This is a genomic window from Acidovorax sp. CCYZU-2555 (assembly GCF_018413525.1).
Classification (GTDB): domain Bacteria; phylum Pseudomonadota; class Gammaproteobacteria; order Burkholderiales; family Burkholderiaceae_C; genus Comamonas.
Window position 1 is genome coordinate 1 of record NZ_JAHCDD010000068.1, and the last position, 22,241, is coordinate 22,241.

The 22,241-nt window shown below is 60.6% G+C and carries 34 protein-coding genes; 26 read left to right on the plus strand and 8 right to left on the minus strand.

Features of this window, described 5'->3' with window-relative positions:
- From KHY18_RS20470 to KHY18_RS20530, 13 genes are all read left to right on the plus strand, one after another.
- A partial coding sequence (locus KHY18_RS20470; RefSeq protein WP_502769371.1) for an EF-Tu C-terminal domain-related protein occupies nt 1-139 on the plus strand: 139 nt, incomplete at its 5' end.
- Nucleotides 140-164: 25 nt separating this feature from the next.
- Nucleotides 165-476 carry a 30S ribosomal protein S10 gene (gene rpsJ / locus KHY18_RS20475; protein WP_005796953.1) on the plus strand — a complete coding sequence of 104 codons (312 nt, stop codon included), beginning with the start codon at nt 165-167 and terminating at the stop codon, nt 474-476.
- A 203-nt stretch (nt 477-679) separates the two neighbouring features.
- Nucleotides 680-1,354, plus strand: coding sequence for a 50S ribosomal protein L3 (gene rplC, locus KHY18_RS20480; RefSeq protein ID WP_213304168.1), 675 nt, complete (start codon nt 680-682; stop codon nt 1,352-1,354).
- Nucleotides 1,354-1,977 (plus strand): 50S ribosomal protein L4, encoded by a 624-nt coding sequence (gene rplD, locus KHY18_RS20485; protein WP_213304171.1) that lies wholly within the window; start codon nt 1,354-1,356, stop codon nt 1,975-1,977. Before rplC ends, rplD begins: the two co-directional genes overlap by 1 nt.
- Nucleotides 1,974-2,288, plus strand: a complete 315-nt coding sequence (gene rplW / locus KHY18_RS20490; protein WP_159917962.1) for a 50S ribosomal protein L23 — start codon at nt 1,974-1,976, stop codon at nt 2,286-2,288. Before rplD ends, rplW begins: the two co-directional genes overlap by 4 nt.
- Nucleotides 2,289-3,113 carry a 50S ribosomal protein L2 gene (rplB, locus tag KHY18_RS20495; RefSeq protein ID WP_213304174.1) on the plus strand — a complete coding sequence of 275 codons (825 nt, stop codon included), beginning with the start codon at nt 2,289-2,291 and terminating at the stop codon, nt 3,111-3,113.
- A 10-nt stretch (nt 3,114-3,123) separates the two neighbouring features.
- On the plus strand, nt 3,124-3,402 hold the full coding sequence (rpsS, locus tag KHY18_RS20500) for a 30S ribosomal protein S19 (protein WP_213304177.1): 279 nt from the start codon (nt 3,124-3,126) through the stop codon (nt 3,400-3,402).
- A 9-nt stretch (nt 3,403-3,411) separates the two neighbouring features.
- Complete coding sequence (gene rplV / locus KHY18_RS20505; protein ID WP_213304180.1) at nt 3,412-3,744, plus strand: 50S ribosomal protein L22; 333 nt, start codon at nt 3,412-3,414, stop codon at nt 3,742-3,744.
- A 15-nt stretch (nt 3,745-3,759) separates the two neighbouring features.
- A complete protein-coding gene (gene rpsC, locus KHY18_RS20510; RefSeq protein WP_159917966.1) occupies nt 3,760-4,641 on the plus strand; it encodes a 30S ribosomal protein S3 in 882 nt (293 codons plus the stop codon).
- Between the two features lie 2 nt (nt 4,642-4,643).
- Entirely contained in the window at nt 4,644-5,060 is a 417-nt protein-coding gene (gene rplP / locus KHY18_RS20515) for a 50S ribosomal protein L16 (RefSeq protein ID WP_159917967.1), read from the plus strand.
- Between the two features lie 15 nt (nt 5,061-5,075).
- Nucleotides 5,076-5,273 carry a 50S ribosomal protein L29 gene (gene rpmC / locus KHY18_RS20520; protein WP_159917968.1) on the plus strand — a complete coding sequence of 66 codons (198 nt, stop codon included), beginning with the start codon at nt 5,076-5,078 and terminating at the stop codon, nt 5,271-5,273.
- A gap of 11 nt (nt 5,274-5,284) precedes the next feature.
- Nucleotides 5,285-5,554, plus strand: a complete 270-nt coding sequence (rpsQ, locus tag KHY18_RS20525; RefSeq protein ID WP_213304183.1) for a 30S ribosomal protein S17 — start codon at nt 5,285-5,287, stop codon at nt 5,552-5,554.
- A 119-nt stretch (nt 5,555-5,673) separates the two neighbouring features.
- Nucleotides 5,674-6,180: a peroxiredoxin gene (locus tag KHY18_RS20530; protein ID WP_213304186.1), complete on the plus strand. Its 507-nt coding sequence runs from the start codon at nt 5,674-5,676 to the stop codon at nt 6,178-6,180.
- An 89-nt stretch (nt 6,181-6,269) separates the two neighbouring features.
- On the opposite strand, the gene KHY18_RS20535 is transcribed toward KHY18_RS20530, so the two are convergent.
- Both KHY18_RS20535 and KHY18_RS20540 read right to left on the minus strand, forming a co-directional pair.
- A complete protein-coding gene (locus tag KHY18_RS20535; RefSeq protein WP_213304189.1) occupies nt 6,270-6,761 on the minus strand; it encodes a GNAT family N-acetyltransferase in 492 nt (163 codons plus the stop codon).
- Between the two features lie 62 nt (nt 6,762-6,823).
- The gene (locus KHY18_RS20540) at nt 6,824-7,492 is read right to left on the minus strand and encodes a cytochrome b/b6 domain-containing protein (RefSeq protein ID WP_213304191.1); all 669 of its coding nucleotides are present in this window, start codon (nt 7,490-7,492) and stop codon (nt 6,824-6,826) included.
- A gap of 147 nt (nt 7,493-7,639) precedes the next feature.
- Here KHY18_RS20540 and KHY18_RS20545 point away from each other — a divergent pair, with 147 nt between their 5' ends.
- Complete coding sequence (locus KHY18_RS20545; RefSeq protein ID WP_213304193.1) at nt 7,640-8,080, plus strand: c-type cytochrome; 441 nt, start codon at nt 7,640-7,642, stop codon at nt 8,078-8,080.
- A gap of 70 nt (nt 8,081-8,150) precedes the next feature.
- Here the strand turns inward: KHY18_RS20545 and KHY18_RS20550 are convergent, their stop codons facing one another.
- Nucleotides 8,151-8,654, minus strand: coding sequence for a TlpA disulfide reductase family protein (locus KHY18_RS20550; RefSeq protein WP_213304195.1), 504 nt, complete (start codon nt 8,652-8,654; stop codon nt 8,151-8,153).
- A gap of 178 nt (nt 8,655-8,832) precedes the next feature.
- On the opposite strand from KHY18_RS20550, the gene KHY18_RS20555 reads away from it, so the two are divergent.
- The 3 genes from KHY18_RS20555 to ptsP all read left to right on the plus strand — a co-directional run bounded on the left by KHY18_RS20555 (nt 8,833) and on the right by ptsP (nt 11,474).
- Nucleotides 8,833-9,279: a PTS sugar transporter subunit IIA gene (locus tag KHY18_RS20555; protein ID WP_213304197.1), complete on the plus strand. Its 447-nt coding sequence runs from the start codon at nt 8,833-8,835 to the stop codon at nt 9,277-9,279.
- Entirely contained in the window at nt 9,248-9,517 is a 270-nt protein-coding gene (locus KHY18_RS20560; protein ID WP_213304199.1) for an HPr family phosphocarrier protein, read from the plus strand. Before KHY18_RS20555 ends, KHY18_RS20560 begins: the two co-directional genes overlap by 32 nt.
- 205 nt (nt 9,518-9,722) lie before the next feature.
- Nucleotides 9,723-11,474 carry a phosphoenolpyruvate--protein phosphotransferase gene (ptsP, locus tag KHY18_RS20565; RefSeq protein WP_213304202.1) on the plus strand — a complete coding sequence of 584 codons (1,752 nt, stop codon included), beginning with the start codon at nt 9,723-9,725 and terminating at the stop codon, nt 11,472-11,474.
- Nucleotides 11,475-11,860: 386 nt separating this feature from the next.
- On the opposite strand, the gene lipA is transcribed toward ptsP, so the two are convergent.
- From lipA to KHY18_RS20580, 3 genes are read right to left on the minus strand one after another with little or no spacing between them, the layout of a single operon-like run.
- Entirely contained in the window at nt 11,861-12,847 is a 987-nt protein-coding gene (gene lipA, locus KHY18_RS20570; protein ID WP_213304204.1) for a lipoyl synthase, read from the minus strand.
- A 12-nt stretch (nt 12,848-12,859) separates the two neighbouring features.
- The gene (gene lipB, locus KHY18_RS20575) at nt 12,860-13,552 is read right to left on the minus strand and encodes a lipoyl(octanoyl) transferase LipB (RefSeq protein ID WP_213304258.1); all 693 of its coding nucleotides are present in this window, start codon (nt 13,550-13,552) and stop codon (nt 12,860-12,862) included.
- A 17-nt stretch (nt 13,553-13,569) separates the two neighbouring features.
- Nucleotides 13,570-13,896: a YbeD family protein gene (locus KHY18_RS20580; RefSeq protein ID WP_213304207.1), complete on the minus strand. Its 327-nt coding sequence runs from the start codon at nt 13,894-13,896 to the stop codon at nt 13,570-13,572.
- A 255-nt stretch (nt 13,897-14,151) separates the two neighbouring features.
- Between KHY18_RS20580 and KHY18_RS20585 the strand changes: the two genes are divergently transcribed.
- Genes KHY18_RS20585 through KHY18_RS20625 form a run of 9 tightly spaced genes read left to right on the plus strand, consistent with a single transcriptional unit; the run spans nt 14,152 to nt 21,273 of the window.
- The gene (locus KHY18_RS20585; RefSeq protein WP_213304210.1) at nt 14,152-14,631 is read left to right on the plus strand and encodes an ATP synthase subunit I; all 480 of its coding nucleotides are present in this window, start codon (nt 14,152-14,154) and stop codon (nt 14,629-14,631) included.
- Between the two features lie 21 nt (nt 14,632-14,652).
- Nucleotides 14,653-15,516: a F0F1 ATP synthase subunit A gene (gene atpB / locus KHY18_RS20590; protein ID WP_213304213.1), complete on the plus strand. Its 864-nt coding sequence runs from the start codon at nt 14,653-14,655 to the stop codon at nt 15,514-15,516.
- Nucleotides 15,517-15,562: 46 nt separating this feature from the next.
- A complete protein-coding gene (gene atpE, locus KHY18_RS20595) occupies nt 15,563-15,811 on the plus strand; it encodes a F0F1 ATP synthase subunit C (protein ID WP_119558845.1) in 249 nt (82 codons plus the stop codon).
- A gap of 34 nt (nt 15,812-15,845) precedes the next feature.
- Nucleotides 15,846-16,316, plus strand: coding sequence for a F0F1 ATP synthase subunit B (locus KHY18_RS20600; RefSeq protein ID WP_213304216.1), 471 nt, complete (start codon nt 15,846-15,848; stop codon nt 16,314-16,316).
- 12 nt (nt 16,317-16,328) lie between these two features.
- Nucleotides 16,329-16,868, plus strand: a complete 540-nt coding sequence (locus tag KHY18_RS20605) for a F0F1 ATP synthase subunit delta (protein WP_213304219.1) — start codon at nt 16,329-16,331, stop codon at nt 16,866-16,868.
- Between the two features lie 43 nt (nt 16,869-16,911).
- Nucleotides 16,912-18,465, plus strand: a complete 1,554-nt coding sequence (atpA, locus tag KHY18_RS20610; protein WP_213304223.1) for a F0F1 ATP synthase subunit alpha — start codon at nt 16,912-16,914, stop codon at nt 18,463-18,465.
- Between the two features lie 18 nt (nt 18,466-18,483).
- Nucleotides 18,484-19,353 (plus strand): F0F1 ATP synthase subunit gamma, encoded by an 870-nt coding sequence (gene atpG / locus KHY18_RS20615; protein ID WP_213304225.1) that lies wholly within the window; start codon nt 18,484-18,486, stop codon nt 19,351-19,353.
- Nucleotides 19,354-19,386: 33 nt separating this feature from the next.
- Nucleotides 19,387-20,796 carry a F0F1 ATP synthase subunit beta gene (atpD, locus tag KHY18_RS20620; RefSeq protein WP_213304228.1) on the plus strand — a complete coding sequence of 470 codons (1,410 nt, stop codon included), beginning with the start codon at nt 19,387-19,389 and terminating at the stop codon, nt 20,794-20,796.
- 60 nt (nt 20,797-20,856) lie between these two features.
- Nucleotides 20,857-21,273: a F0F1 ATP synthase subunit epsilon gene (locus tag KHY18_RS20625; protein WP_213304231.1), complete on the plus strand. Its 417-nt coding sequence runs from the start codon at nt 20,857-20,859 to the stop codon at nt 21,271-21,273.
- Nucleotides 21,274-21,339: 66 nt separating this feature from the next.
- Here KHY18_RS20625 and KHY18_RS20630 read toward each other — a convergent pair whose 3' ends face one another.
- Nucleotides 21,340-21,600, minus strand: a complete 261-nt coding sequence (locus KHY18_RS20630) for a hypothetical protein (protein ID WP_213304234.1) — start codon at nt 21,598-21,600, stop codon at nt 21,340-21,342.
- 90 nt (nt 21,601-21,690) lie between these two features.
- Complete coding sequence (locus KHY18_RS20635) at nt 21,691-22,239, minus strand: TPM domain-containing protein (protein ID WP_213304236.1); 549 nt, start codon at nt 22,237-22,239, stop codon at nt 21,691-21,693.
- Nucleotides 22,240-22,241: the final 2 nt, after the last annotated feature.

Below are 22,241 nucleotides of genomic sequence, written 5' to 3' on the forward strand. Positions count from 1 at the left end.
AATGGTCATGCCTGGCGACAACGTGTCGATCACGGTCAAGCTGATTGCTCCTATCGCCATGGAAGAAGGTCTGCGCTTCGCTATCCGCGAAGGCGGTCGTACTGTCGGCGCCGGCGTGGTTGCCAAGGTCCTGGCTTAATTCTTAGCATCACTAGGAATTAACCATGTCCAAGCAAAAAATCCGCATCCGCCTGAAGGCGTTTGATTACAAGCTGATTGACCAATCGGCTGCTGAAATCGTCGACACCGCCAAGCGCACCGGCGCGATCGTCAAGGGTCCCGTGCCCCTGCCGACCCGCATGAAGCGTTTCGACATCCTGCGTTCGCCGCACGTCAACAAGACCAGCCGCGATCAGCTCGAAATCCGTACCCACCAACGTCTGATGGACATTGTGGACCCCACGGACAAGACTGTTGACGCGCTGATGAAGCTGGACCTGCCAGCTGGCGTGGACGTCGAAATCAAGCTGCAATAAGTTCCTGAAAGCTCTTTCGAGAGCTTTACAAGGTCTTGATCTAACGCGAACTTGCTTGAAAAAGCAGTTCGCGTTAGAATTTGGGGCTTCGCCTTTTAGGGCGGAGTTTTATTAACCTTCTTTCGTGCGCAGAGTCCGCAAGGGCTAAGGGCGCAACGCTGGGCCAATTGCAGTTACAGCGGCGAAAGTTTTGGAGCAAACAAATGAGTCTGAGCAACTCCCTGGGGTTGCTGGGTCGCAAGGTGGGCATGATGCGTCTGTTCACTGATGACGGGGACGCAGTGCCCGTCACGGTGGTGGATGTGTCCAACAACCGTGTGACTCAGGTCAAAACCCAAGAGAACGATGGCTACGTGGCCCTGCAGGTCACGTTCGGTTCACGCCGCGCTTCGCGCGTGACCAAGCCACAAGCCGGCCACCTCGCTAAGGCAGGTGTTGAAGCCGGTGAAGTGACCCGCGAATTCCCCGTGACGGCCGAAGTGGCTGGCAAGTACGCTGCTGGCGCTACTCTGCCTGTCGCTGAACTGTTCGCTGTGGGCCAGAAGGTGGACGTGCAAGGCACTTCCATTGGTAAGGGCTTCGCTGGCACGATCAAGCGTCACAACTTCCGTTCGCAGCGCGCTTCGCACGGTAACAGCCGTTCGCACAACGTCCCTGGTTCCATTTCGATGGCACAAGATCCAGGCCGCGTGTTCCCCGGCAAGAAAATGACGGGTCACATGGGCGACGAGACCGTGACGACGCAAAACCTCGACGTGGTTCGCATTGACGAAGCACGCCAACTGCTCTTGATCAAGGGCGCTGTTCCGGGCTCCAAGGGTGGCTTCGTGATGGTGCGTCCAGCAGTCAAGGCTAAAACTTCTCAAGGAGCGAACTAATGCAGCTCGAACTCCTGAATGAACAAGGCCAGGCAGCATCGAAGTTCGATGTGCCCGAAACTGTGTTCGGTCGTGAATACAACGAAGATCTGATCCATCAACTGGTCGTCGCCTACCGTGCCAACGCACGCCAAGGCACGCGCGCCCAGAAGGATCGCGAGCAAGTCCGTCACTCGACGGCCAAGCCGTTCAAGCAAAAGGGCACGGGCCGCGCTCGTGCCGGTATGACCTCCTCGCCTCTGTGGCGTGGGGGCGGTCGCATCTTCCCAAATCTGCCTGAAGAAAACTTCACGCAGAAGATCAACAAGAAGATGTACCGTGCCGGTATGGCATCCATCCTGTCGCAGCTGGCCCGTGACGGCCGTCTGGCAGTCGTGGACTCGCTGACGCTGGATACGCCCAAGACCAAGGTGCTGGCCGACAAGTTCAAGGCCATGAACCTGGCTGAGTCCGTGATGGTGATCGCTGACGAAGTGGACGAAAACCTGTACCTTGCTTCCCGCAACCTGAAGAACGTGTTCGTTGTCGAACCACGTTATGCCGACCCCGTGTCGCTGGTGCATTACAAGAAAGTGCTCGTCACCAAGGGCGCAATCGACAAACTCAAGGAGATGTTCGCATGAGCACACTCAAGTTTGACGAAGGTCGTCTGATGCAAGTGCTGGTCGCTCCCATCGTGTCCGAAAAGGCCACCATGGTTGCTGAAAAGTCCAACGTCGTGACGTTCAAGGTGCTGCAGAGCGCTACCAAGCCAGAAATCAAGGCCGCTGTGGAATTGATGTTCAAGGTGGAAGTCGCGAAGATCTCTGTTCTGAACACCAAGGGCAAGGCCAAGCGCTTTGGCAAGACCATGGGTCGCCGCGACAACGTTCGCAAGGCCTACGTCATGCTCAAGCCAGGTCAAGAGCTGAATCTGTCTGGGGAGGCCGCTTAAATGGCAGTCATCAAACTCAAGCCCACGACGCCTGGTCAACGCGGTGCCGTCAAGGTCACGCGCGATCACCTGCACAAGGGCGAGCCGTACGCACCCCTGCTGGAACCCCAGTTCCAGAAGGCCGGTCGTAACAACAACGGCCACATCACTACCCGTCACAAGGGCGGTGGTCACAAGCATCACTACCGTGTGGTGGATTTCCGTCGCAACAAGGACGGCATCCCCGCAAAGGTCGAGCGTATTGAATACGATCCTAACCGTACGGCCCACATCGCTCTGGTGTGCTATGCCGACGGTGAGCGTCGCTACATCATTGCTCCTCGCAACCTGGAAGTGGGCGCATCCATCGTCAGCGGTTCGGAAGCCCCGATCCGCGTCGGTAACACCCTGCCTATCCGCAACATCCCCGTGGGCTCGACCATTCACTGCATCGAATTGCAAGTGGGCGGCGGTGCACAGATCGCGCGTTCCGCAGGTACCTCCGCCACGTTGCTGGCCCGTGAAGGCGTCTACGCTCAAGTGCGTATGCGTTCGGGCGAAGTGCGCAAGATTCACATCGAGTGCCGTGCAACCCTGGGCGAAGTCGCCAACGAAGAACACAGCCTGCGCCGTCTGGGCAAGGCCGGTGTGAAGCGCTGGATGGGTATTCGTCCTACCGTTCGCGGTGTGGTGATGAACCCTGTGGATCACCCGCACGGTGGTGGTGAAGGCAAGACCGGTGAAGGTCGTCACGCAGTTGACCCATGGGGCAACCTGACGAAGGGCTACCGTACCCGTAACAACAAACGCACGCAATCGATGATTGTGTCGCGTCGTAAAAAGTAAGGGGTAGCAAATGACTCGTTCTCTTAAAAAGGGTCCGTTTGTTGACCATCACTTGATTGCCAAGGTCGAAAAGGCCGTTGCAACCAAGGACAAGAAGCCCGTCAAGACCTGGTCGCGTCGTTCCATGGTTCTGCCCGATTTCATCGGTCTGACCATTGCTGTGCACAACGGCAAGCAACACGTGCCGGTTTACGTTACTGACCAGATGGTGGGCCATAAGCTGGGCGAATTCGCCCTGACGCGCACCTTCAAGGGTCACCCCGCGGACAAAAAAGTCCAGAAGAAGTAAGGAACGACCATGTCTGAAACACGTGCAGTCCTCCGGGGCGTCCGTCTGTCGGTGGACAAGGGTCGCCTGGTCGCTGATCTGATCCGCGGCAAGAAGGTTGATCAAGCTCTGAACATCCTGACGTTCACGCAGAAAAAAGCTGCTGTGATCATCAAGAAGGTTCTTGAGTCCGCCATTGCCAACGCTGAGCATAACGACGGCGCCGATATCGACGAACTGAAGATCACCACGATCTACGTCGAACAAGGCACGACGCTCAAGCGCTTCACCGCGCGCGCCAAAGGCCGCGGCAATCGTATCAGCAAGCCCACGTGCCATGTGTACGTGACGGTTGGCAACTGAAAGGCCTGGAAGAATATGGGACAGAAAATCCATCCTACCGGCTTCCGTCTGGCTGTTAGCCGGAACTGGGCCAGCCGTTGGTACGCAAGCAACCGTGACTTCGCCGGCATGCTGGCCGAAGACATCAAGGTTCGCGAGTACCTGAAGGCCAAGCTGAAGAACGCCGCTGTGTCGCGTATCCTGATCGAGCGTCCTGCAAAGAACGCCCGTATCACGATTTACTCGGCGCGTCCCGGTGTGGTGATCGGCAAGAAGGGTGAAGACATCGAGAACCTCAAGAAGGAACTCGCTATTCGCCTGGGCGTGCCAGTGGCAGTGAACATCGAAGAAGTGCGCAAGCCCGAAATCGATGCCAAGCTGATCGCTGACTCGATCACCCAACAGCTCGAAAAGCGCATCATGTTCCGCCGTGCCATGAAGCGCGCCATGCAAAACGCTATGCGTTTGGGCGCTCTGGGCATCAAGATCATGTCGTCGGGCCGTTTGAACGGTATCGAAATCGCTCGTTGCGAGTGGTATCGCGAAGGTCGCGTGCCACTTCACACCCTGCGTGCCGACATCGACTATGGCTTCTCCGAAGCCAAGACCACCTACGGCATCATTGGTGTCAAGGTGTGGGTGTACAAGGGTGACACGCTGGGCCGCAACGACCTGCCTTTGGCAGAGACGCCGCGTCCCGAAGAAGAGCGTCGCCCCCGTGGCCCGCGTCGCGACAGCCGTAATGGCGACCGCAACGCTGGCCCCGGCCGTGGTGCACCTCGCCGCCCAGTGGGTGGCAACGTGGCTCCGGCCGACGGCAGCGATAAGCCTGCCGGCGCCGGTGCCGACACCAACGCCGTTAAGCGCGTTCGCAAGGCAGACGCGCCCGCTACAGCAGCGGACGGTAAAGGAGAATAAACATGCTGCAACCTGCTCGCCGCAAATATCGCAAGGAGCAAAAGGGTCGCAACACCGGTGTTGCAACGCGAGGTAACTCCGTTGCATTCGGTGACTTCGGCCTGAAATCCACGGATCGTGGCCGTTTGACGGCCCGCCAGATCGAAGCTGCACGTCGTGCAATTTCCCGTCACGTGAAGCGTGGTGGTCGTATCTGGATCCGTGTGTTCCCTGACAAGCCAATCTCGACCAAGCCCGCAGAAGTGCGTATGGGTAACGGTAAGGGCAACCCTGAGTACTACGTCGCTGAAATTCAGCCCGGCAAGGTGCTCTACGAAATCGTGGGTGTGCCAGAAGAATTGGCACGTGAAGCGTTCCGCCTGGCTGCTGCCAAGCTGCCGCTGCGCACCACGTTCGTTGCACGCCACATTGGCGCTTAATCAGGAGAATTCAAAATGACGAAAACTACTGAATTGCGCCAAAAAGACGTTACCGGCCTCGAAGCTGAAATCAAGTCCTTGCAAAAGGCGCATTTCGGCCTGCGCATGCAGAAGGCTACGCAACAATTGGCCAACACGAATACGCTGCGCACCACGCGCCGTGATATCGCTCGTGCCAAGACCATCCTTGCTGAAAAGCAAGCCGCCAAGTAATAGGAGCCGACATGACGGAAGCTAAAAAATCCCTCAAGCGCACCTTGGTTGGCAAGGTGGTCAGCGACAAGCGTCAAAAGACTGTGACCGTTCTGGTCGAACGCCGTGTGAAGCACGAGCTGTACGGCAAGATCGTTGGCAAGTCCAGCAAGTACCACGCCCATGACGAAAATGGCGAATACAAGCTCGGCGACACCATCGAAATCACGGAAAGCCGTCCTTTGTCCAAGACCAAGAACTGGGTTGCGACCCGTTTGGTGCAAAAGGCTGGCCTGCTCTAAAGCCTCTCAGGCCTTAGTGCTGCAAAGCTGAGAAAAACGACCCACAATGTGGGTCGTTTTTTCGTTTGGGGCTGCGCTTTCGCGCAGACCATTTTTTTAGTCGAGAACCGGAGCTTTACATGATCAAAGTTGGAGATACCCTGCCCGCCGTCACGCTGACCGAATACGTTGCCGTCGAAGGCAATGGTTGCAGCATCGGCCCGAATGCGGTGAAGGTGCAGGAAGCTGCAGCAGGCAAGACGATCGCCATCGTGGCCGTTCCCGGCGCATTCACGCCCACCTGCTCCGAAAAGCACCTGCCCGGTTACGTGGAACAAGCCGACGCGCTCAAAGCCGCCGGTGTCGACGAAATCTGGTGCCTGTCGGTCAACGACGCATTCGTGATGGGTGCCTGGGGCCGCGACCAGAACGTCGGCAGCAAGGTGCGCATGATCGGTGACGGCGATGCCGCCTTCGCCAAGGCCACCGGCCTGACGCTGGACCTGAACGGCAAGGGCCTGGGCCTGCGCAGCAACCGCTATTCGATGCTGGTCAAGGACGGCAAGATCGTTCAGCTCAACGTCGAAGGCCCAGGCAAGTTCGACGTCAGCGACGCAGCCACGCTGCTGGCCCAAGCCAAGGCTTGATAGGTCTGTACCCGCCTGCGGCGCAAGCCGCGGCGGAAAATGAAAAGAGCGCCTGGCGCTCTTTTTTTTTCGACTGCGTACCGGCAGGGCTAGAACAGCTCGGCCTTGAGGTAGTGGCCGCCGGCAGCGGGATTGAAGTAGTAGGGCGGGATTTCCTCGAACCCGAGCTCGGTATAGAGCGCGCGCGCGGCCTCCATATCGTCGAGGGTGTCTAGCAGTACGCGGTCGTAGCCTGTCTGGCGCGCCAGATCGAGCATGGCGGCGGTGATTTCCCGGCCCAGGCCAAAGCCGCGAAACGGGCGGCGCACATACAGGCGCTTCATTTCGGCGGCATTCGGATAGTCGCTGGCGTCCAGCGGACGCAAGGCGCAGCATCCGGCCAGCGCACCGTCGACGGTGGCCAGCAGCAACTGCCCGCGCGGCGGTGCGTATTCACCGGGCAGGTAGGCCAGTTCGGCCGCGAAATTCTGAAATTCCAGATCGATGCCCGTACTGTGTGCGTACTCTTCGAAGATCTGGCGTACGACGTCCAGATCTTGCGGAAAAGTCGCTGTCAGCAGGGCCACAGAAGGCTTGTCCACAGGCGGAGCGAAAAACAACGGAACCCGAAGTGTAGCGGCATGTGCCCGTTATGGTGAAGGCTTCAACTGTTGCCCAGGCGACCAATGCCCCAGGAGAGGGCTGCGCAGGCCAGTGCGATGGCCAGCGCAAGCAGGCGTTGGCGTTTGCCGTCCACGGCGGCGGGAAGCGGCTCGGGCAGTTCATGGTCGCCGGTCACCATCGCGCGCACCAGCGGGCGGCGGCGCGCCAGCGTGTACCAGGCGATGGCCAGCAGATGCAATCCCAGCAGTGCCAGCAGCAGGTACTGGCCCAGCTCGGCATGCCAGCGGGTGGCCGCATCGACGACATCGCCGGACACCTTGCTGCTCAGCGGGCCGGCAAAGAAAATCGCGTCATCGCTGAACAGGCCGGTACCGACCTGGGCAAACAGCACGGCGAGCATGGCGAACACCGACAGCGCACCCAGCGGGCTGTGGCCCGCGCCGTGTTCGGGCCGGCCCCGGCCACGCAGGTAGTCCAGCAGTTGCCGGGGCGAGTAGAGAAAGCTGCGAAACCGCGACCAGCGGCCGCCGACCAGGCCCCATACGACACGAAACAGCAGCAGCGCGAGCACCACATGGCCCAACCGCAGATGCCAGATCATCGCGTTGCCGCCGATCTTGGCGGTGACGATCATGCCAATGGTGCTGGCCGCCAGCGACCAGTGAAAAAGGCGGGTCGGAAGATCCCAGATGCGGACGGTGTGGGGCATGGCGGTGGCTGTTGTTTGGTGGGGCGGTGCAGGCTCAAGGATAGCGGACACGAGGCGCCACGCACGGTGCGTTGCCTGCGCCGCCGTCCTTCACCATAATCCTGCGTTGGAATTGCGGTTTTTGTTTGTCACTACAAGAAAGTCCCCATGAAAGCAATCTGCATCCTGGCCCTTGCGGCCCTCACTGCCTCGCTTCCGGCTGCGGCCCAGTTTGCCAAGAAAGACGATGCGATTGACTATCGCCAGTCAGCCTTGAGCGTCATGGCCACGCATTTCGGCAGCCTGGGCGCAATGGCCAAGGGCGACGTGCCCTACGATGCCAAGGCGGCCCAGGAGAACGCGGACATCGTGGTGTTCATGTCCCGACTGCCCTGGGCAGGCTTTGGGCCCGGCACCGAAGGCGGCAAGGCCAAGCCCAATGTCTGGACGGAAAATGCCAAGTTCAAGGAGCTCGCGGGCAAGATGGAGGGCGAGGCCGTGAAACTCGCCGCTGCGGCAAAGCAGGGCGATGTCGCCAGCCTCAAGGCCGCGTTCGGCGCCACGGCCGGCAGCTGCAAGGCCTGCCACGACAGCTTCCGCAATCGTTGATCGCAGTCATTCATGAAAAAACGCCCGGGGCTTGCAGCCTGCGGGCGTTTTTTCATGGGATGTTCGGGATTCAGGCTTCAGCCAGCAGCTTTTCTATGAGCTTGTGCAATTCGGCGAAGTCGGGCGCGCCGATATAGCGTTTGACGATTTCACCGCGCTTGTTGACGATGAACGTGGACGGCGTGAGCTGCACATCGCCCCATTGCTTGGCGACCGCGCCTGTGTTGTCGATGGCGACCTTGAACGGCAGCTGGCGGCTTTGCGCGAAGTTCACCACGTAGCTTGGCGGGTCGTAGCTCATGGCCACGGCCACGGTTTCAAAGCCTTGCGGCTGGTACTTCTTGTAGGTGGCAATGATCTCCGGCATCTCGGCGACACAGGTGGTGCAGCTCGTTGCCCAGAAGTTGACCAGCGTCACCTTGCCGTGCATGTCGGCCGTGGTTTTCTGGCTGCCGTCGAGCAGCACGAACGTCGATGAGGGCGCGGGGCTGCTGCCGGCATTCAGATAAATGAAGCCGCCAACGCCTGCGACGGCGGCAAGCGCCACGCCTGCGATCCATGTTTTGATAGCCATGTGTGGATTGTGCCCAAAGCTGCCGGGAATCCGGAGGTCAGGGGTTATGAGTGCAAGCTGTTCGGAAAGTTCACACCGGACGGCTGTGTCGCGGTTGACCGCCGTCAAAGCTTGGCGCATGGTTTGTTCGCCATGGACGGGGCGCACGCCATAATGCCGTACATCCCTTCATCACTCCATGAACACGCGCATTCTTCTCATCACCCATGCTCCGCTGGCGCAGGCACTGCGCGAGTGCGCGCTGCATGTGTTTGCCGACAGCGCCGACGATGTGCTGGCGCTCGACATCTACGCCGATGAAAGCCCCGAAGATTCGCTCGCCCGTGCGAGCGCGCTGCTGGGGGACAGCGCGGCGTCCGTGCTGGTGCTCACCGATGTGTTCGGCGCGACGCCTTGCAACGTGGCCCAGCGCCTCGTTGCGGGCCGCGCCGCCCAGCTCGTGGCTGGCGTGAACCTGCCCATGCTGTTGCGTGCCGTGAGCTATCGCCATGAAACGCTGGACGCCGTCGCGGCGCGCGCCGTGGTCGGCGGTATCCAGGGAGTGATGGCGGTTGCCGCCGCTCCATTGCAGAACCAGAATTTCCGTTCTTTCCATGATCAAGACCACCATCACCATCAGCAATAAGCTGGGCCTGCATGCGCGGGCGTCGGCAAAGCTCACCAAACTCGCGGGCGGCTATCCCTGCGAAGTGTGGATGACCAAGGGCGAGCGGCGCATCAACGCCAAGAGCATCATGGGCGTGATGATGCTCGCCGCGGGCATTGGTTCGCAGGTGGAGCTGGAAACCTCGGGTGAACGCGAGCAGGAAGCCATGGATGCGCTGCTGGCGTTGATCAACGACAAGTTCGGCGAAGGACAATGAAGTTGACAAGCACCCCCTGAGCCGCTTCGCGGCTTGGGCCGCCCCGGCTTCCCCCTCTCAACCTTCGGTGGAGGGGGGCGGCCGGCCAGGCACGGCACCGTCGCTGCGGGGCGGCCCTTGCTCGGTGCCCCCGCGCTGGGCCGCGCCGGTTTCAGGTGGCAAGCCCAGGTGTCTTGGATACTTGTATGACTGAAGGACAGTCCGGATGACGTTTGCAATTCATGGCCTGGCAGTCTCCCGCGGCATTGCCATCGGGCGGGCGGTGCTGGTGAGCTCGAGCCGCATCGAGGTGCAGCACTATTTCATTGGCGCGGCCGAAGTGCAGGCCGAGGTCGAGCGCGCGCGCACGGCGCGCCATGCGGTCATCGAGGAGCTGCAGCGCCTGCAGACCGAGATGCCGCACGATGCGCCGGCGGAGCTCGACGCGCTGCTCGACGTGCACCTGATGCTGCTGCAGGACGAGTCGCTGGTGCATGGCGTCGAACAGTGGATCTGCGAGCGCCTGTACAACGCAGAGTGGGCGCTTACCACGCAGTTGGAGGCCATTTCTCGACAGTTCGATGAGATGGAAGATGATTACCTGCGCGAGCGCAAGGCCGATCTGGAGCAGGTGGTGGACCGCATTTTGCGCCACCTCAAAGGCGTGGCCAGCCCCGTTCCGCCTTCGCGCCCTGTGCTGCCTGGCGCCGCGCCCGAGCTGCCGCTGATCCTGGTCGCCCAGGACCTGGCGCCGGCCGACATGCTGCATTTCAAGACCAGCGTGTTCGTGGGTTTTGTGACCGCCGTCGGCGGGCGGACTTCGCACACCGCGATCGTCGCGCGCAGCATGGACATACCGGCCGTGGTCGGCGCGCGCGCCGCAGGGCAACTGGTGCGCCCGGACGACTGGCTGATCATCGACGGCAATGCGGGCGTGGTGATTGTTGACCCATCGCCCGCGATTCTTGCCGAATACGAAATGCGCCAGCGCGAGACCGCGCGCGAGCGCGAATGCCTGACGTTGCTGCGACACACGCCCGCAGTGACGCTCGACGGGCTGGAGATCGAACTGCTGGCCAATATCGAGCAGCCCGGCGACGGCCCGGCCGCATTGCAGGCCGGTGCCCAGGGCGTGGGGCTGTTTCGCAGCGAATTCCTGTTCATGGGGCGCAACGGCCCCATGCCTGGCGAGGAAGAGCAGTACCTGGCCTATCGCCAGGCTGTCGAAGGCATGCAGGGTCGGCCTGTGACCATACGCACCATCGATGTGGGCGCGGACAAGCCGCTTGACAAGGCTCAGGCCAAGGAATACTCGCTCAATCCCGCGCTGGGCCTGCGGGCGATACGCTGGAGCCTGGCCGACCCGAGCATGTTCCGCACGCAGTTGCGCGCCGTGCTGCGCGCCGCCGTGCACGGGCCCGTGAGCCTGCTGTTTCCCATGCTGGCCCACCAGCGCGAAATCGAGCAGACGCTGGCCCAGGTCGATCTGGCGCGCGCCGAACTCGATGCGCGCGGCATGGCCCATGGCGCGGTGCAGCTGGGCGCGATGATAGAAATTCCCGCAGCGGCGCTGATGGTGCGCATGTTTCTGCGCTATTTCGACTTCCTGTCGATAGGCACCAATGACCTGATCCAGTACACGTTGGCGATCGACCGTGCCGACGAAGCCGTCGCCCATCTTTACGACCCGCTGCACCCGGCCGTGCTGCGTCTTGTCGCCGAAGTGATCGCCGAAGGGCGGCGTCAGGGCAAGAGCATTTGCGTGTGCGGCGAAGTGGCCGGCGATGTCTCCATGACGCGCCTGTTGCTGGGACTGGGCTTGCGCAGCTTCTCCATGCACCCGGCGCAGATCCTGGCCGTGAAGCAGGAAATACTGCAGGCCGACACCGGCCAGCTCGGCGCCTGGGCGCAGCAGGTGGTGTTGGCCGACGACCCCGCGGCCCTGCTGGAAGCTTGTCCCGCGCCGCCAAAGTCGTGAAACTGCGCTCATCCACATTCTTTTGAAAAATAACTGAGATTGGTTCTCATTCACGTGTTATGATTCAACCACTGACGCAGCACATATCCTGGTGGGACAAGTGCTCCGCTAGTTTCAGTTTCATCGTGGGGCGACTCGTGGGCCTGTTAAGCCTTCAGTCGTTTTTTGCCAGCCAGCGGCTCGCCGGTTAGCCAGGCTTTTTTTGATGAAACGCAACGAAGAAAGCCTTCCAATTTGGAAGGCTTTTTTGTTTATGGGGTGGCGCCAAAGCAGCTTGGCGAGGCCCGTTTGAGCGGGGACGTTCATCCTTAGGCGCTGCCAGGATGAACGCAGGGCTGCGGGAGCCACCTGCAAATCAGGCGCGGCTGCGGCCACATAGACACCGCTCAGGAAGCGGCCAGCACCCCGTGTGCCTGTTCGTCCGCATGGTAGCTCGAGCGCACCATGGCGCCCACAGCCGCGTGGCTGAAGCCCATCTTGTAGGCTTCTTCCTCGAACATCTTGAAAGTGTCGGGGTGCACATAGCGGCGCACCGGCAGATGGCTGTTCGACGGCGACAGGTACTGGCCTATGGTCAGCATGTCGATGTCGTGCGCGCGCATGTCGCGCATGACCTGCAGGATTTCCTCGTCGGTCTCGCCCAGGCCCACCATGATGCCGCTCTTGGTCGGCACGCTGGGGTGCAAGGCCTTGAATTTCTTCAGCAGGTTCAGGCTGAACTGGTAGTCGGAGCCGGGGCGCGCTTCCTTGTAGAGGCGGGGCGCGGTTTCGAGGTTGTGGTTCATCACGTCGGGCGGAGCCGACTTGAGGATCTCGAGCGCGCGGTCATCGCGGCCGCGGAAATCGGGCACAAGGATCTCGATCTGCGTATTTGGCGACAGTTCGCGGATGTTCTTGATGCATTCGACGAAATGGCCGCTGCCGCCGTCGCGCAGGTCATCGCGGTCGACGCTGGTGATCACCACGTACTTGAGGCGCAGCTGGGCAATGGTCTTGGCCAGGTTCAGCGGTTCGTCGACATCAAGCGGATCGGGGCGGCCGTGGCCCACATCGCAGAACGGGCAGCGGCGCGTGCACTTGTCGCCCATGATCATGAACGTTGCCGTGCCCTTGCCGAAGCATTCGCCGATGTTGGGGCAGCTGGCTTCCTCGCAGACGGTGTGCAGCTTGTTTTCGCGCAGGATGTCCTTGATTTCGTAGAAGCGCGTGGTCGGCGAGCCGGCCTTGACGCGGATCCACTCCGGCTTCTTCAGCACTTCGCCGTGCTCGACCTTGATGGGAATGCGCGACAGCTTGGCCGCGGCCTTTTGTTTGGCCAGCGGGTTGTAGGTGGCTGCGGATTGCGCTTCGCGTACGACGTCTGTGGTGCTCATGGCTCTTGTTTCTCAGGGGGCGAGCCGGATTTCCAGCTGTCGGCCAAGCACATGCGCAGCCTCGTCCCAGGTTGTCTGGACACCGATTGTAGAAAGATCCACGCTGGGCAGCCCGGCATAGCCACAAGGATTGATGCGCGAATAGGGTTCGAGGTCCATTGCGACGTTCAACGCCAGACCGTGGTAGGTGCAATGGCGGCTGACTTTGATGCCCAATGCGGCGATCTTTCCCAGGCCGCTGAAGTCGGGTGCGGGCGCCGGGCTGCCGGGCTCGCGCAGCTGTGGGCGCTGGGGCAGCATGGCGTGGCTGGTCGGGTCGTCGAGGCGCACATAGATGCCGGGCGCGCCCGCGACGCGGTGGCCCGTGACGCCGAAATGCGCGAGCGTGCGGATCACGGCTTCCTCGAGGCGGTAGACGTATTCCTTGACGAAATAACCGCGGCGCTGCAGATCGAGCAAGGGGTAGGCGACGACCTGGCCCGGGCCGTGGTAGGTCACCTGGCCGCCGCGGTTGGTCGCCACCACAGGGATGTCGCCCGGCAGCAGCAAATGGTCGGCCTTGCCGGCCAGGCCTTGCGTGAAATGCGGCGCGTGCTCGCAAATCCACAGCGAATCAGGCGTGTCCGCGCTGCGCTGCTGCGTGAGGTCCTGCATGGCCTGGACCGTGGCCTGGTAGTCGGTACGGCCCAGCAGCCGCGTGTCCAGCGCGAGGCCAGGCGCGCTCACAGGACTACTTTGACGTGGGGATCGGAGGTCAAAGCCATGTACAGGCTGTCGAGTTGTTCGCGGCTGGTGGCCGTGACGGTGATGGTCACGCCCAGATACTTGCCGGTGCTGCTGGGGCGCAGCTCCACGGTGCTGGCGTCGAACGCCGGGTCGAACTGACGCGCAATGGTGGTGATCGACGAGACCAGATGCTCATGCTGCAGGCCCATGACCTTGATCGGGAACAGCGACGGGTACTCGATCAGCGAGTCCTTGCGCGCGGTGGCGTCGTCGTCGGCGCCAATGACGCTGGCGGAGGGGGAGATGGGAGTTGACGAGCTCATGACAGAGACTTTCAAAGGTTAATACCTTGTCGGGGCGGACGGTTATGCGGTAATGTTTCGCGGGTCTGGCGCAGCGCGAACGGAGCGAAAAAACCTATACGGACCAAAGGCTTGCAAGCATTGTTGTGTGACCTGGTCATGACTGCTCGCAAACGCTAATTTTGGCCACACCCGTAACAACCCCTATCTTACGGCAGGGGTTTTTACTTATAATCAGAGGCTTTGTGAAAGTTTCAGTCTGCGACAGGTTGCCAAATGACAAAAAAATACGCACCCGAGACTGAAGCTGAGGCCGAAGATTCTGACTTCAACCCCCTGACTGCCGAAGAAGCGCAGCAGTGGCGCCGGCGCAACCCGCCAGTGTCACCGTGGCGTGTGGTGGCAGGGCAGGTGCTGGTAGGTGTGCTGGTGTCGGCGCTGGCGTGGCTGGTGAGCGGCAAACCCTCTGTGGGTTGGTCGGCAGCCTACGGCGCCCTGGCGGTGGTACTGCCCGCAGCGTTGTTTGCGCGCGGCCTGGCCCGCCAGCAGGCGGCGCCCCATGCGGGCGCGGCGATGGTCGGATTCTTTGGCTGGGAATTGGCGAAGCTGATGTTGTGTATTGCGATGTTGGCAATGGCGCCAAAACTGGTTGCAGGATTGAGCTGGTTGGCTTTGCTGGCCGGCATGGTAGTAACGATGAAAACGTACTGGATTGCGCTGCTCATGCGGCGCTCCGGTGTCCGAAAAACCGATTGATATTGAGAGAAGAGTTGCCCGATGGCCGCAGACGCGCACGCACCAACTGCAAGTGAATACATCGTTCACCACTTGCAGCATCTCCAGAACATCAAACAGACGAGCATCATCGATTTCTCGGTAGTCAACTATGACTCCGTGATCGTCGGTCTGATCGTCGGTGCTCTGACCCTGTTTGTTCTCTGGCTGTCCGCCCGCAAGGCGACTGCTGGCGTTCCCGGCCGCTTCCAGGCAGCCGTCGAACTGCTGGTCGAAATGGTGGACAACCAGGCCAAGGCCAACATCCACAATGCCGAAAGCCGCAAGTTCATTGCGCCCCTGGCACTGACGGTGTTCGTCTGGATCTTCATGATGAACGCGATGGACTTGCTGCCCGTCGACCTGCTGCCCGTGCTGTGGCAAGGTGCGACCGGTGACAGCCACGCTTATCTGCGCGTCGTGCCTACCGCCGACCTTTCGACCACTCTGGGTCTGTCGTCCGCCGTTCTGCTGCTGTGCTTCTGGTACAGCGTGAAGATCAAGGGCGCCGGCGGCTGGGCCCACGAACTGGTGACCGCTCCTTTCGGCACCAGCAAGAACCCTGTCTTCGCCGTTATTCTGGGCGTGGTCAATCTGCTGATGCAGATCATCGAATACGTTGCCAAGACCGTGTCGCATGGCATGCGACTGTTTGGCAACATGTACGCTGGTGAGTTGGTATTCATGCTGATTGCCCTGATGGGTGGTGCGGCTGCCATGTCTCTCTCTGGTGTGTTGCTCCCCGTGGGGCACATCATTGCAGGTTCTATCTGGGCGATCTTTCACATTCTGATCATCACCCTGCAGGCCTTCATTTTCATGATGCTGACGCTGATTTATCTCGGCCAGGCACATGAAGCCCACTGACCCTTTCCTTTCTTTCTTTTCACTTTTTTAATCCTCTGGAGTCATCATGGAAAACATTCTCGGTCTCGTCGCTCTGGCTTGTGGTCTGATTGTTGGTCTGGGCGCTATCGGCGCTTCGATCGGTATCGCTTTGATGGGCGGCAAGTTCCTGGAAGCTTCGGCTCGTCAACCTGAGCTGATCAACGAACTGCAAACCAAGATGTTCATCTTGGCCGGTCTGATCGACGCTGCTTTCCTGATCGGCGTGGCCATCGCCCTGCTGTTCGCTTTCGCCAACCCCTTCGCTCTGGCCTAAGCTCCCTTCAACGCCCACATAGAAAGGTGTTGCCGTGAGTATCAACGCGACCCTGTTCGTACAGGCCATCGTCTTCCTGATCCTGGTGCTGTTCACGATGAAATTCGTGTGGCCACCGATCGCGAAGGCGTTGGATGAACGAGCCCAGAAAATCGCCGATGGCCTCTCTGCTGCCGACAAGGCCAAGACCGAACTGACCGCTGTCAACAAGCGCGTCGAGCAGGAACTGGCCCAGACGCGCAATGAAACGACATCGCGGCTTGCGGACGCCGACCGCCGCGCCCAGTCGATCATTGAAGAGGCCAAGGCCCGTGCGACTGAAGAAGGCAACAAGCTGATTGCAGCCGCCCGTGCAGAAGCCGAGCAACAAGCAATCCAAGCCCGTGAGGTCCTGCGCGAGCAGGTCGCCGCGCTGGCTGTCAAGGGTGCCGAGCAGATTCTCCGCAAGGAAGTCGATGCCGGCGTCCATGCAGATCTGCTGAACCGCCTCAAGACTGAGCTGTAAGGAAACGCAAACATGGCAGAACTCGCCACCATTGCCCGCCCTTACGCTGAAGCCCTGTTCAAAGCCAGCACCGCCAGCGGTGCGGACTTGAACAGCACAGTCGCCTGGGTGGAGGAATTGGCGGCGGTTGCCGCCGATTCGCAATTGCGCCAACTGGCAGACAATCCCAAAGTGAGCGAAGAGCAGCTGCTCGACGTTTTCACGGGTGTCGCCGGTTCGGCACTCCCCGATGCCGCTCGTAATTTCCTGCGTGTCATCATTGAGAACGGCCGCGTGAATGCGCTGCCCGAGGTTGCAGGCCAGTTTCGTGGTCTCGTCAACCGGCTCGCGGGCTCGTCGGATGCGGTGGTGTACAGCGCCTTCCCCATCGAGCCTGCCGCACTGACGGAGCTGAGCGCTTCGTTGGAAAAGCGTTTTGGCCGCAAGCTGCATCTCACCGTTCAGTCCGATGAGTCGCTGATTGGTGGCATTCGCGTGGTCGTGGGTGACGAAGTGCTCGACACCTCGGTCAAGGCCCGTCTGGAACAAATGAAAGCGGCCCTCACTGCCTAACGGCGCTGAGGTCCCGGCTAAACAAAGAAAGAAGGAAAGAGTCATGCAACTCAATCCCGCAGAAATTTCTGAATTGATCAAGAGCCGCATCGAAGGTCTGGCTGGCAGCACCGATATCCGTAACCAAGGCACCGTGGTGTCGGTGACGGACGGTATCGTGCGCGTGCACGGCCTGTCGGACGTGATGCAAGGCGAAATGCTGGAATTCCCCGCAACCGCTGATGGTCAACCCTCGTACGGCCTGGCCCTGAACCTCGAGCGCGACTCCGTCGGCGCCGTGATTCTGGGTGAGTACACGCACATTTCCGAAGGCGACACCGTCAAGTGCACGGGCCGCATTCTGGAAGTGCCCGTCGGCCCCGAGCTGATCGGCCGCGTGGTGAACGCTCTGGGTCACCCCATTGACGGCAAGGGCCCGATCAATGCGAAGATGACCGACGTGATCGAAAAGGTCGCACCGGGCGTTATCGCACGTCAATCGGTTGACCAGCCGCTGCAAACCGGCATCAAGTCGATCGACTCGATGGTTCCCGTGGGCCGTGGCCAGCGCGAACTGATCATTGGTGACCGTCAGACCGGCAAGACTGCCGTGGCTATCGACGCGATCATCAACCAGAAGGGCCAGGGCGTGACGTGTATCTACGTTGCGATCGGCCAGAAGGCTTCGTCGGTCAAGAACGTGGTGCGCGCGCTGGAACAAGCCGGCGCCATGGAATACACCATCGTGGTGGCTGCCACCGCTGCCGAATCGGCCGCGATGCAGTACGTGTCGGCCTACTCGGGCTGCACCATGGGTGAGTACTTCCGCGACCGCGGCGAAGACGCACTGATCGTTTATGACGATCTGTCGAAGCAAGCCGTGGCCTACCGCCAGGTTTCGCTGCTGCTGCGCCGCCCACCAGGCCGTGAAGCGTTCCCCGGCGACGTGTTCTATCTCCACAGCCGTCTGCTCGAGCGTGCAGCACGCGTGAACGCCACTTACGTGGAAGAATTCACCAAGGGCGCCGTCAAGGGCAAGACCGGTTCGTTGACCGCTCTGCCTATCATCGAAACCCAAGCGGGTGACGTGTCGGCTTTCGTGCCTACCAACGTGATTTCGATCACCGACGGTCAGATCTTCCTGGAAACCAGCCTGTTCAACGCCGGTATCCGTCCCGCGATCAACGCCGGTATCTCGGTGTCGCGCGTCGGTGGTGCTGCCCAGACCAAGTTCGTCAAGGGCCAGTCCGGCGGTATCCGTACCGATCTGGCTCAGTACCGTGAACTGGCTGCGTTCGCGCAGTTCGCTTCCGATCTGGACGAATCCACCCGCAAGCAACTCGACCGCGGTGCCCGCGTGACCGAATTGCTCAAGCAAGCCCAGTACAGCCCGCTGTCTGTGGCCTTGATGGGTGCTTCGCTGTTCGCAGTGAACAAGGGCTACATGGACGACATCGAAGTCAAGCAAGTGCTGCCCTTCGAAGCCGGCCTGCACCAATTCCTCAAGACCAGCCATGGCGCATTGATCGACAAGCTCAATGCCACCAAGGCCATGGACAAGGAATCCGAAGCTGAATTGACCGCCGCCATCGCAGCGTTCAAGAAGTCGTTCGCTTAATCCGGACGAGGAGCCATCATGGCAGCAGGTAAGGAAATTCGCGGCAAGATCAAATCGGTGGAAAACACCAAGAAGATCACAAAGGCCATGGAAATGGTCGCGGCATCCAAAATGCGCAAGGCGCAGGAACGGATGCTGGCGGCTCGTCCCTATAGCGAGAAGATCCGCAACATTGCAGCCCATCTTGGCCAAGCCAATCCCGAATATGTTCACCCGTTCATGCAAGTGAACGAGTCGAACAAGGTCGGCGTCATCGTGGTGACGACCGACAAGGGATTGTGCGGCGGCATGAACACCAACGTGTTGCGTGTCGTCACGGCCAAGCTGCGTGAATTGCAGGACCAGGGTATCTCTTCGGAGGCCGTGGCCATTGGCAGCAAGGGTCTGGGCTTCTTGAACCGTGTCGGCGCCAAGGTGGTTTCGCATGTCACGGGTCTGGGCGACACGCCACATCTGGAAAATCTGATCGGCCCTGTGAAGGTGCTGCTGGACGCGTATGCCGAAGGCAAGATAAGCAAGGTGTACTTGAGCTACACCCGCTTCATCAACACCATGAAGCAGGAATCGGTCATGGAGCAGTTGTTGCCCCTGTCGTCCGCGCAAATGCAGGCTGAACAGACGTCTGGTACCAGCTGGGATTACATCTACGAACCCGATGCGCAAACCGTCATCGACGAGTTGCTGGTTCGTTACGTGGAATCCCTGATTTATCAGGCAGTTGCCGACAACATGGCGTCCGAGCAATCGGCGCGCATGGTGGCCATGAAGGCCGCAACCGACAACGCAGGCAGCGTCATTAGCGAGTTGAAGCTGGTCTACAACAAGACGCGTCAAGCAGCGATCACGACAGAGTTGTCGGAAATCGTTGCCGGCGCCGCCGCTGTGTAAGCAGCTCAACCGACAAACTTATTGGAGCAAAAAATGGCTCAAGTGCAAGGCAAGATTGTTCAATGTATTGGCGCTGTGGTGGACGTTGAGTTTCCACGCAACGCAATGCCCAAGGTGTACGACGCCCTCAAGCTCGAAGGTTCGACCCTGACGCTGGAAGTGCAACAACTGCTGGGTGACGGCATTGTGCGTACCATCGCCCTGGGTTCGTCCGACGGTCTGCGTCGCGGCCTGATGGTCAGCAACTCCCACGCTCCCATCACCGTGCCCGTGGGCAAGGCAACCTTGGGCCGCATCATGGACGTGCTCGGCGCGCCCATCGACGAACGCGGTCCCGTGGATCAAACTTCGACGGCCCCCATCCACCGCACCGCTCCTGCGTACGACGAACTGTCGCCTTCGCAGGAACTGCTGGAAACCGGCATCAAGGTGATCGACTTGATCTCTCCTTTCGCCAAGGGCGGCAAGGTGGGTCTGTTCGGTGGCGCCGGCGTGGGCAAGACCGTGAACATGATGGAACTCATCAACAACATCGCGAAGGGCCACGGCGGTCTGTCGGTGTTCGCTGGTGTGGGCGAGCGTACCCGTGAAGGCAATGACTTCTATCACGAAATGTCCGATGCGGGCGTCGTGAACCAGGAGAACCTGAACGAGTCCAAAGTGGCAATGGTCTACGGCCAGATGAACGAGCCACCAGGCAACCGTCTGCGCGTCGCGCTGACCGGTCTGACCATGGCCGAAGCTTTCCGTGACGAAGGCAAGGACGTGCTGTTCTTCGTGGACAACATCTACCGCTACACGCTGGCCGGTACCGAAGTGTCCGCTCTGCTGGGTCGTATGCCTTCGGCTGTGGGCTATCAGCCTACGCTGGCCGAAGAAATGGGCCGTCTGCAAGAGCGTATTACGTCGACCAAGGTCGGTTCGATCACGTCCATCCAGGCCGTTTACGTGCCTGCCGATGACTTGACCGATCCTTCGCCTGCAACGACGTTTGCCCACTTGGATTCGACCGTCGTGCTGTCGCGTGACATCGCTTCGCTGGGTATCTACCCTGCGGTGGATCCTCTGGATTCGACCAGCCGTCAACTGGACCCCCAAGTGGTGGGTGAAGAGCATTACCAAGTGGCCCGCTCCGTGCAAGGCACGCTGCAGCGCTACAAGGAACTGCGCGACATCATCGCCATTCTGGGCATGGACGAACTGGCTCCTGAAGACAAGCTGGCCGTGGCCCGCGCGCGCAAGATCCAACGTTTCCTGTCGCAGCCTTTCCACGTCGCCGAAGTGTTCACTGGCGCGCCTGGCAAGTACGTTCCCCTGGCAGAAACCATCCGCGGCTTCAAGATGATTGTTGCCGGCGAGTGCGATCACCTGCCCGAGCAGGCGTTCTACATGGTTGGCACCATCGACGAAGCCTTCGAAAAGGCCAAGAAGCTGGCAGCTTGAGGCACGGGAGCCCGCGAGGGCTCCAGTCCCCCAGCCCAGTCTTAACCTTTAGGAGCAAAGATGAACACCATCCACGTTGATGTGGTCAGTGCCGAAGAGTCGATCTTCTCGGGTGAAGCGCGTTTCGTCGCGCTGCCTGGCGAAGCCGGCGAACTGGGCATTTACCCGCGCCACACGCCGCTGATCACGCGTATCAAGCCCGGCTCGGTGCGCATCGAGATGGCGGACGGCAGCGAAGAGTTCGTCTTCGTGGCCGGCGGCATCCTCGAAGTGCAGCCCAACTGCGTCACGGTGCTGTCCGATACAGCTATCCGTGGCAAGGACCTCGACGACGAGAAGGCCAACAAGGCCAAGGCCGCCGCCGAGGAAGCACTGAAGAACGCCAAGGGCGAGCTGGACTTGGCCAAGGCCCAGTCCGAGCTGGCCGTCATGGCAGCGCAAATCGCTGCCCTGCGCAAGTTCCGTCAGAAGCGCTGAGCTTTCCGCGCACAAGAAAAAACCGCTCCTCGGAGCGGTTTTTTTATGCCTGAAGCGTTGGCGCGATCAATCGCACTTTGCCTGGTACACGTAGACCACCGCGTTGTCCTTGGGGTCGACCACACGGCGCTTGTGCAGCTGGGCGGTTTCCGGGTTGGGGCACAGTGCCTTGACCTGGGCTTCGCACTTGCGCGGATCGTCTTCCTTGAGCTTGCAGCTCAGCACGTAGTCATAGACCATGGGAGTTTCGGTGCTGTTGTTGCCCAGGCTGGCACAGCCGGCCAGGACCAGGGTTGCGCTCAGTGCTATGACTGCCAATGTCTTCATGGAAAGCTCCGGTATTGAAAAGGGAATGCGGCAACGCTATCACATGTAGTGACAGGTGTGACCAAGCCTTCACGCCGTCTTGAATATGTGTCAGGGCTTGATGCCTTGGCCGGCGCGCAGTCGCACCGGCGCATCGGGCAGTTCATCGGTATCGGTGCGCGGCGCCGCGTTCGGGCCGGTCGCGAAGTGCTGGTGCAGCAATGCCGTGACATAGGCCAGGGCCTGGGTCAGTCCGTCTTCATAGTGGGCGTCGTTGAAGGCCGTGCCCATCTCGCGCACCAGCTTTTCCCAGGTGTCGGCGGGAATGGCGCGCGTGAGCCCCCGGTCGGCGACGATTTCGATCGCATGGTCGGCGAGCAGCAGATAGATCAGCACGCCATTGTTGTGTTCGGTGTCCCACACGCGCAGCTTGCCGAACAGCGCCACGGCGCGTTCGCGCGCCGAGGCGTCGCGCCACACATACGACAGCGGCAGCCCGGCTTCGACGCAGATGCGAATCTCGCCCGTGTGGCGCTGTTCGCTCGCGGCGACGCGCCGGCCCAGGCGCTCCAGCAGTTCGTCGGGCACGGCGGCCTGCATGCGGCCTTCGGCCCAGCGGTGGCGCAGCAGACGTGCGAGGCGTTGAATCCAGTTGCGCATGT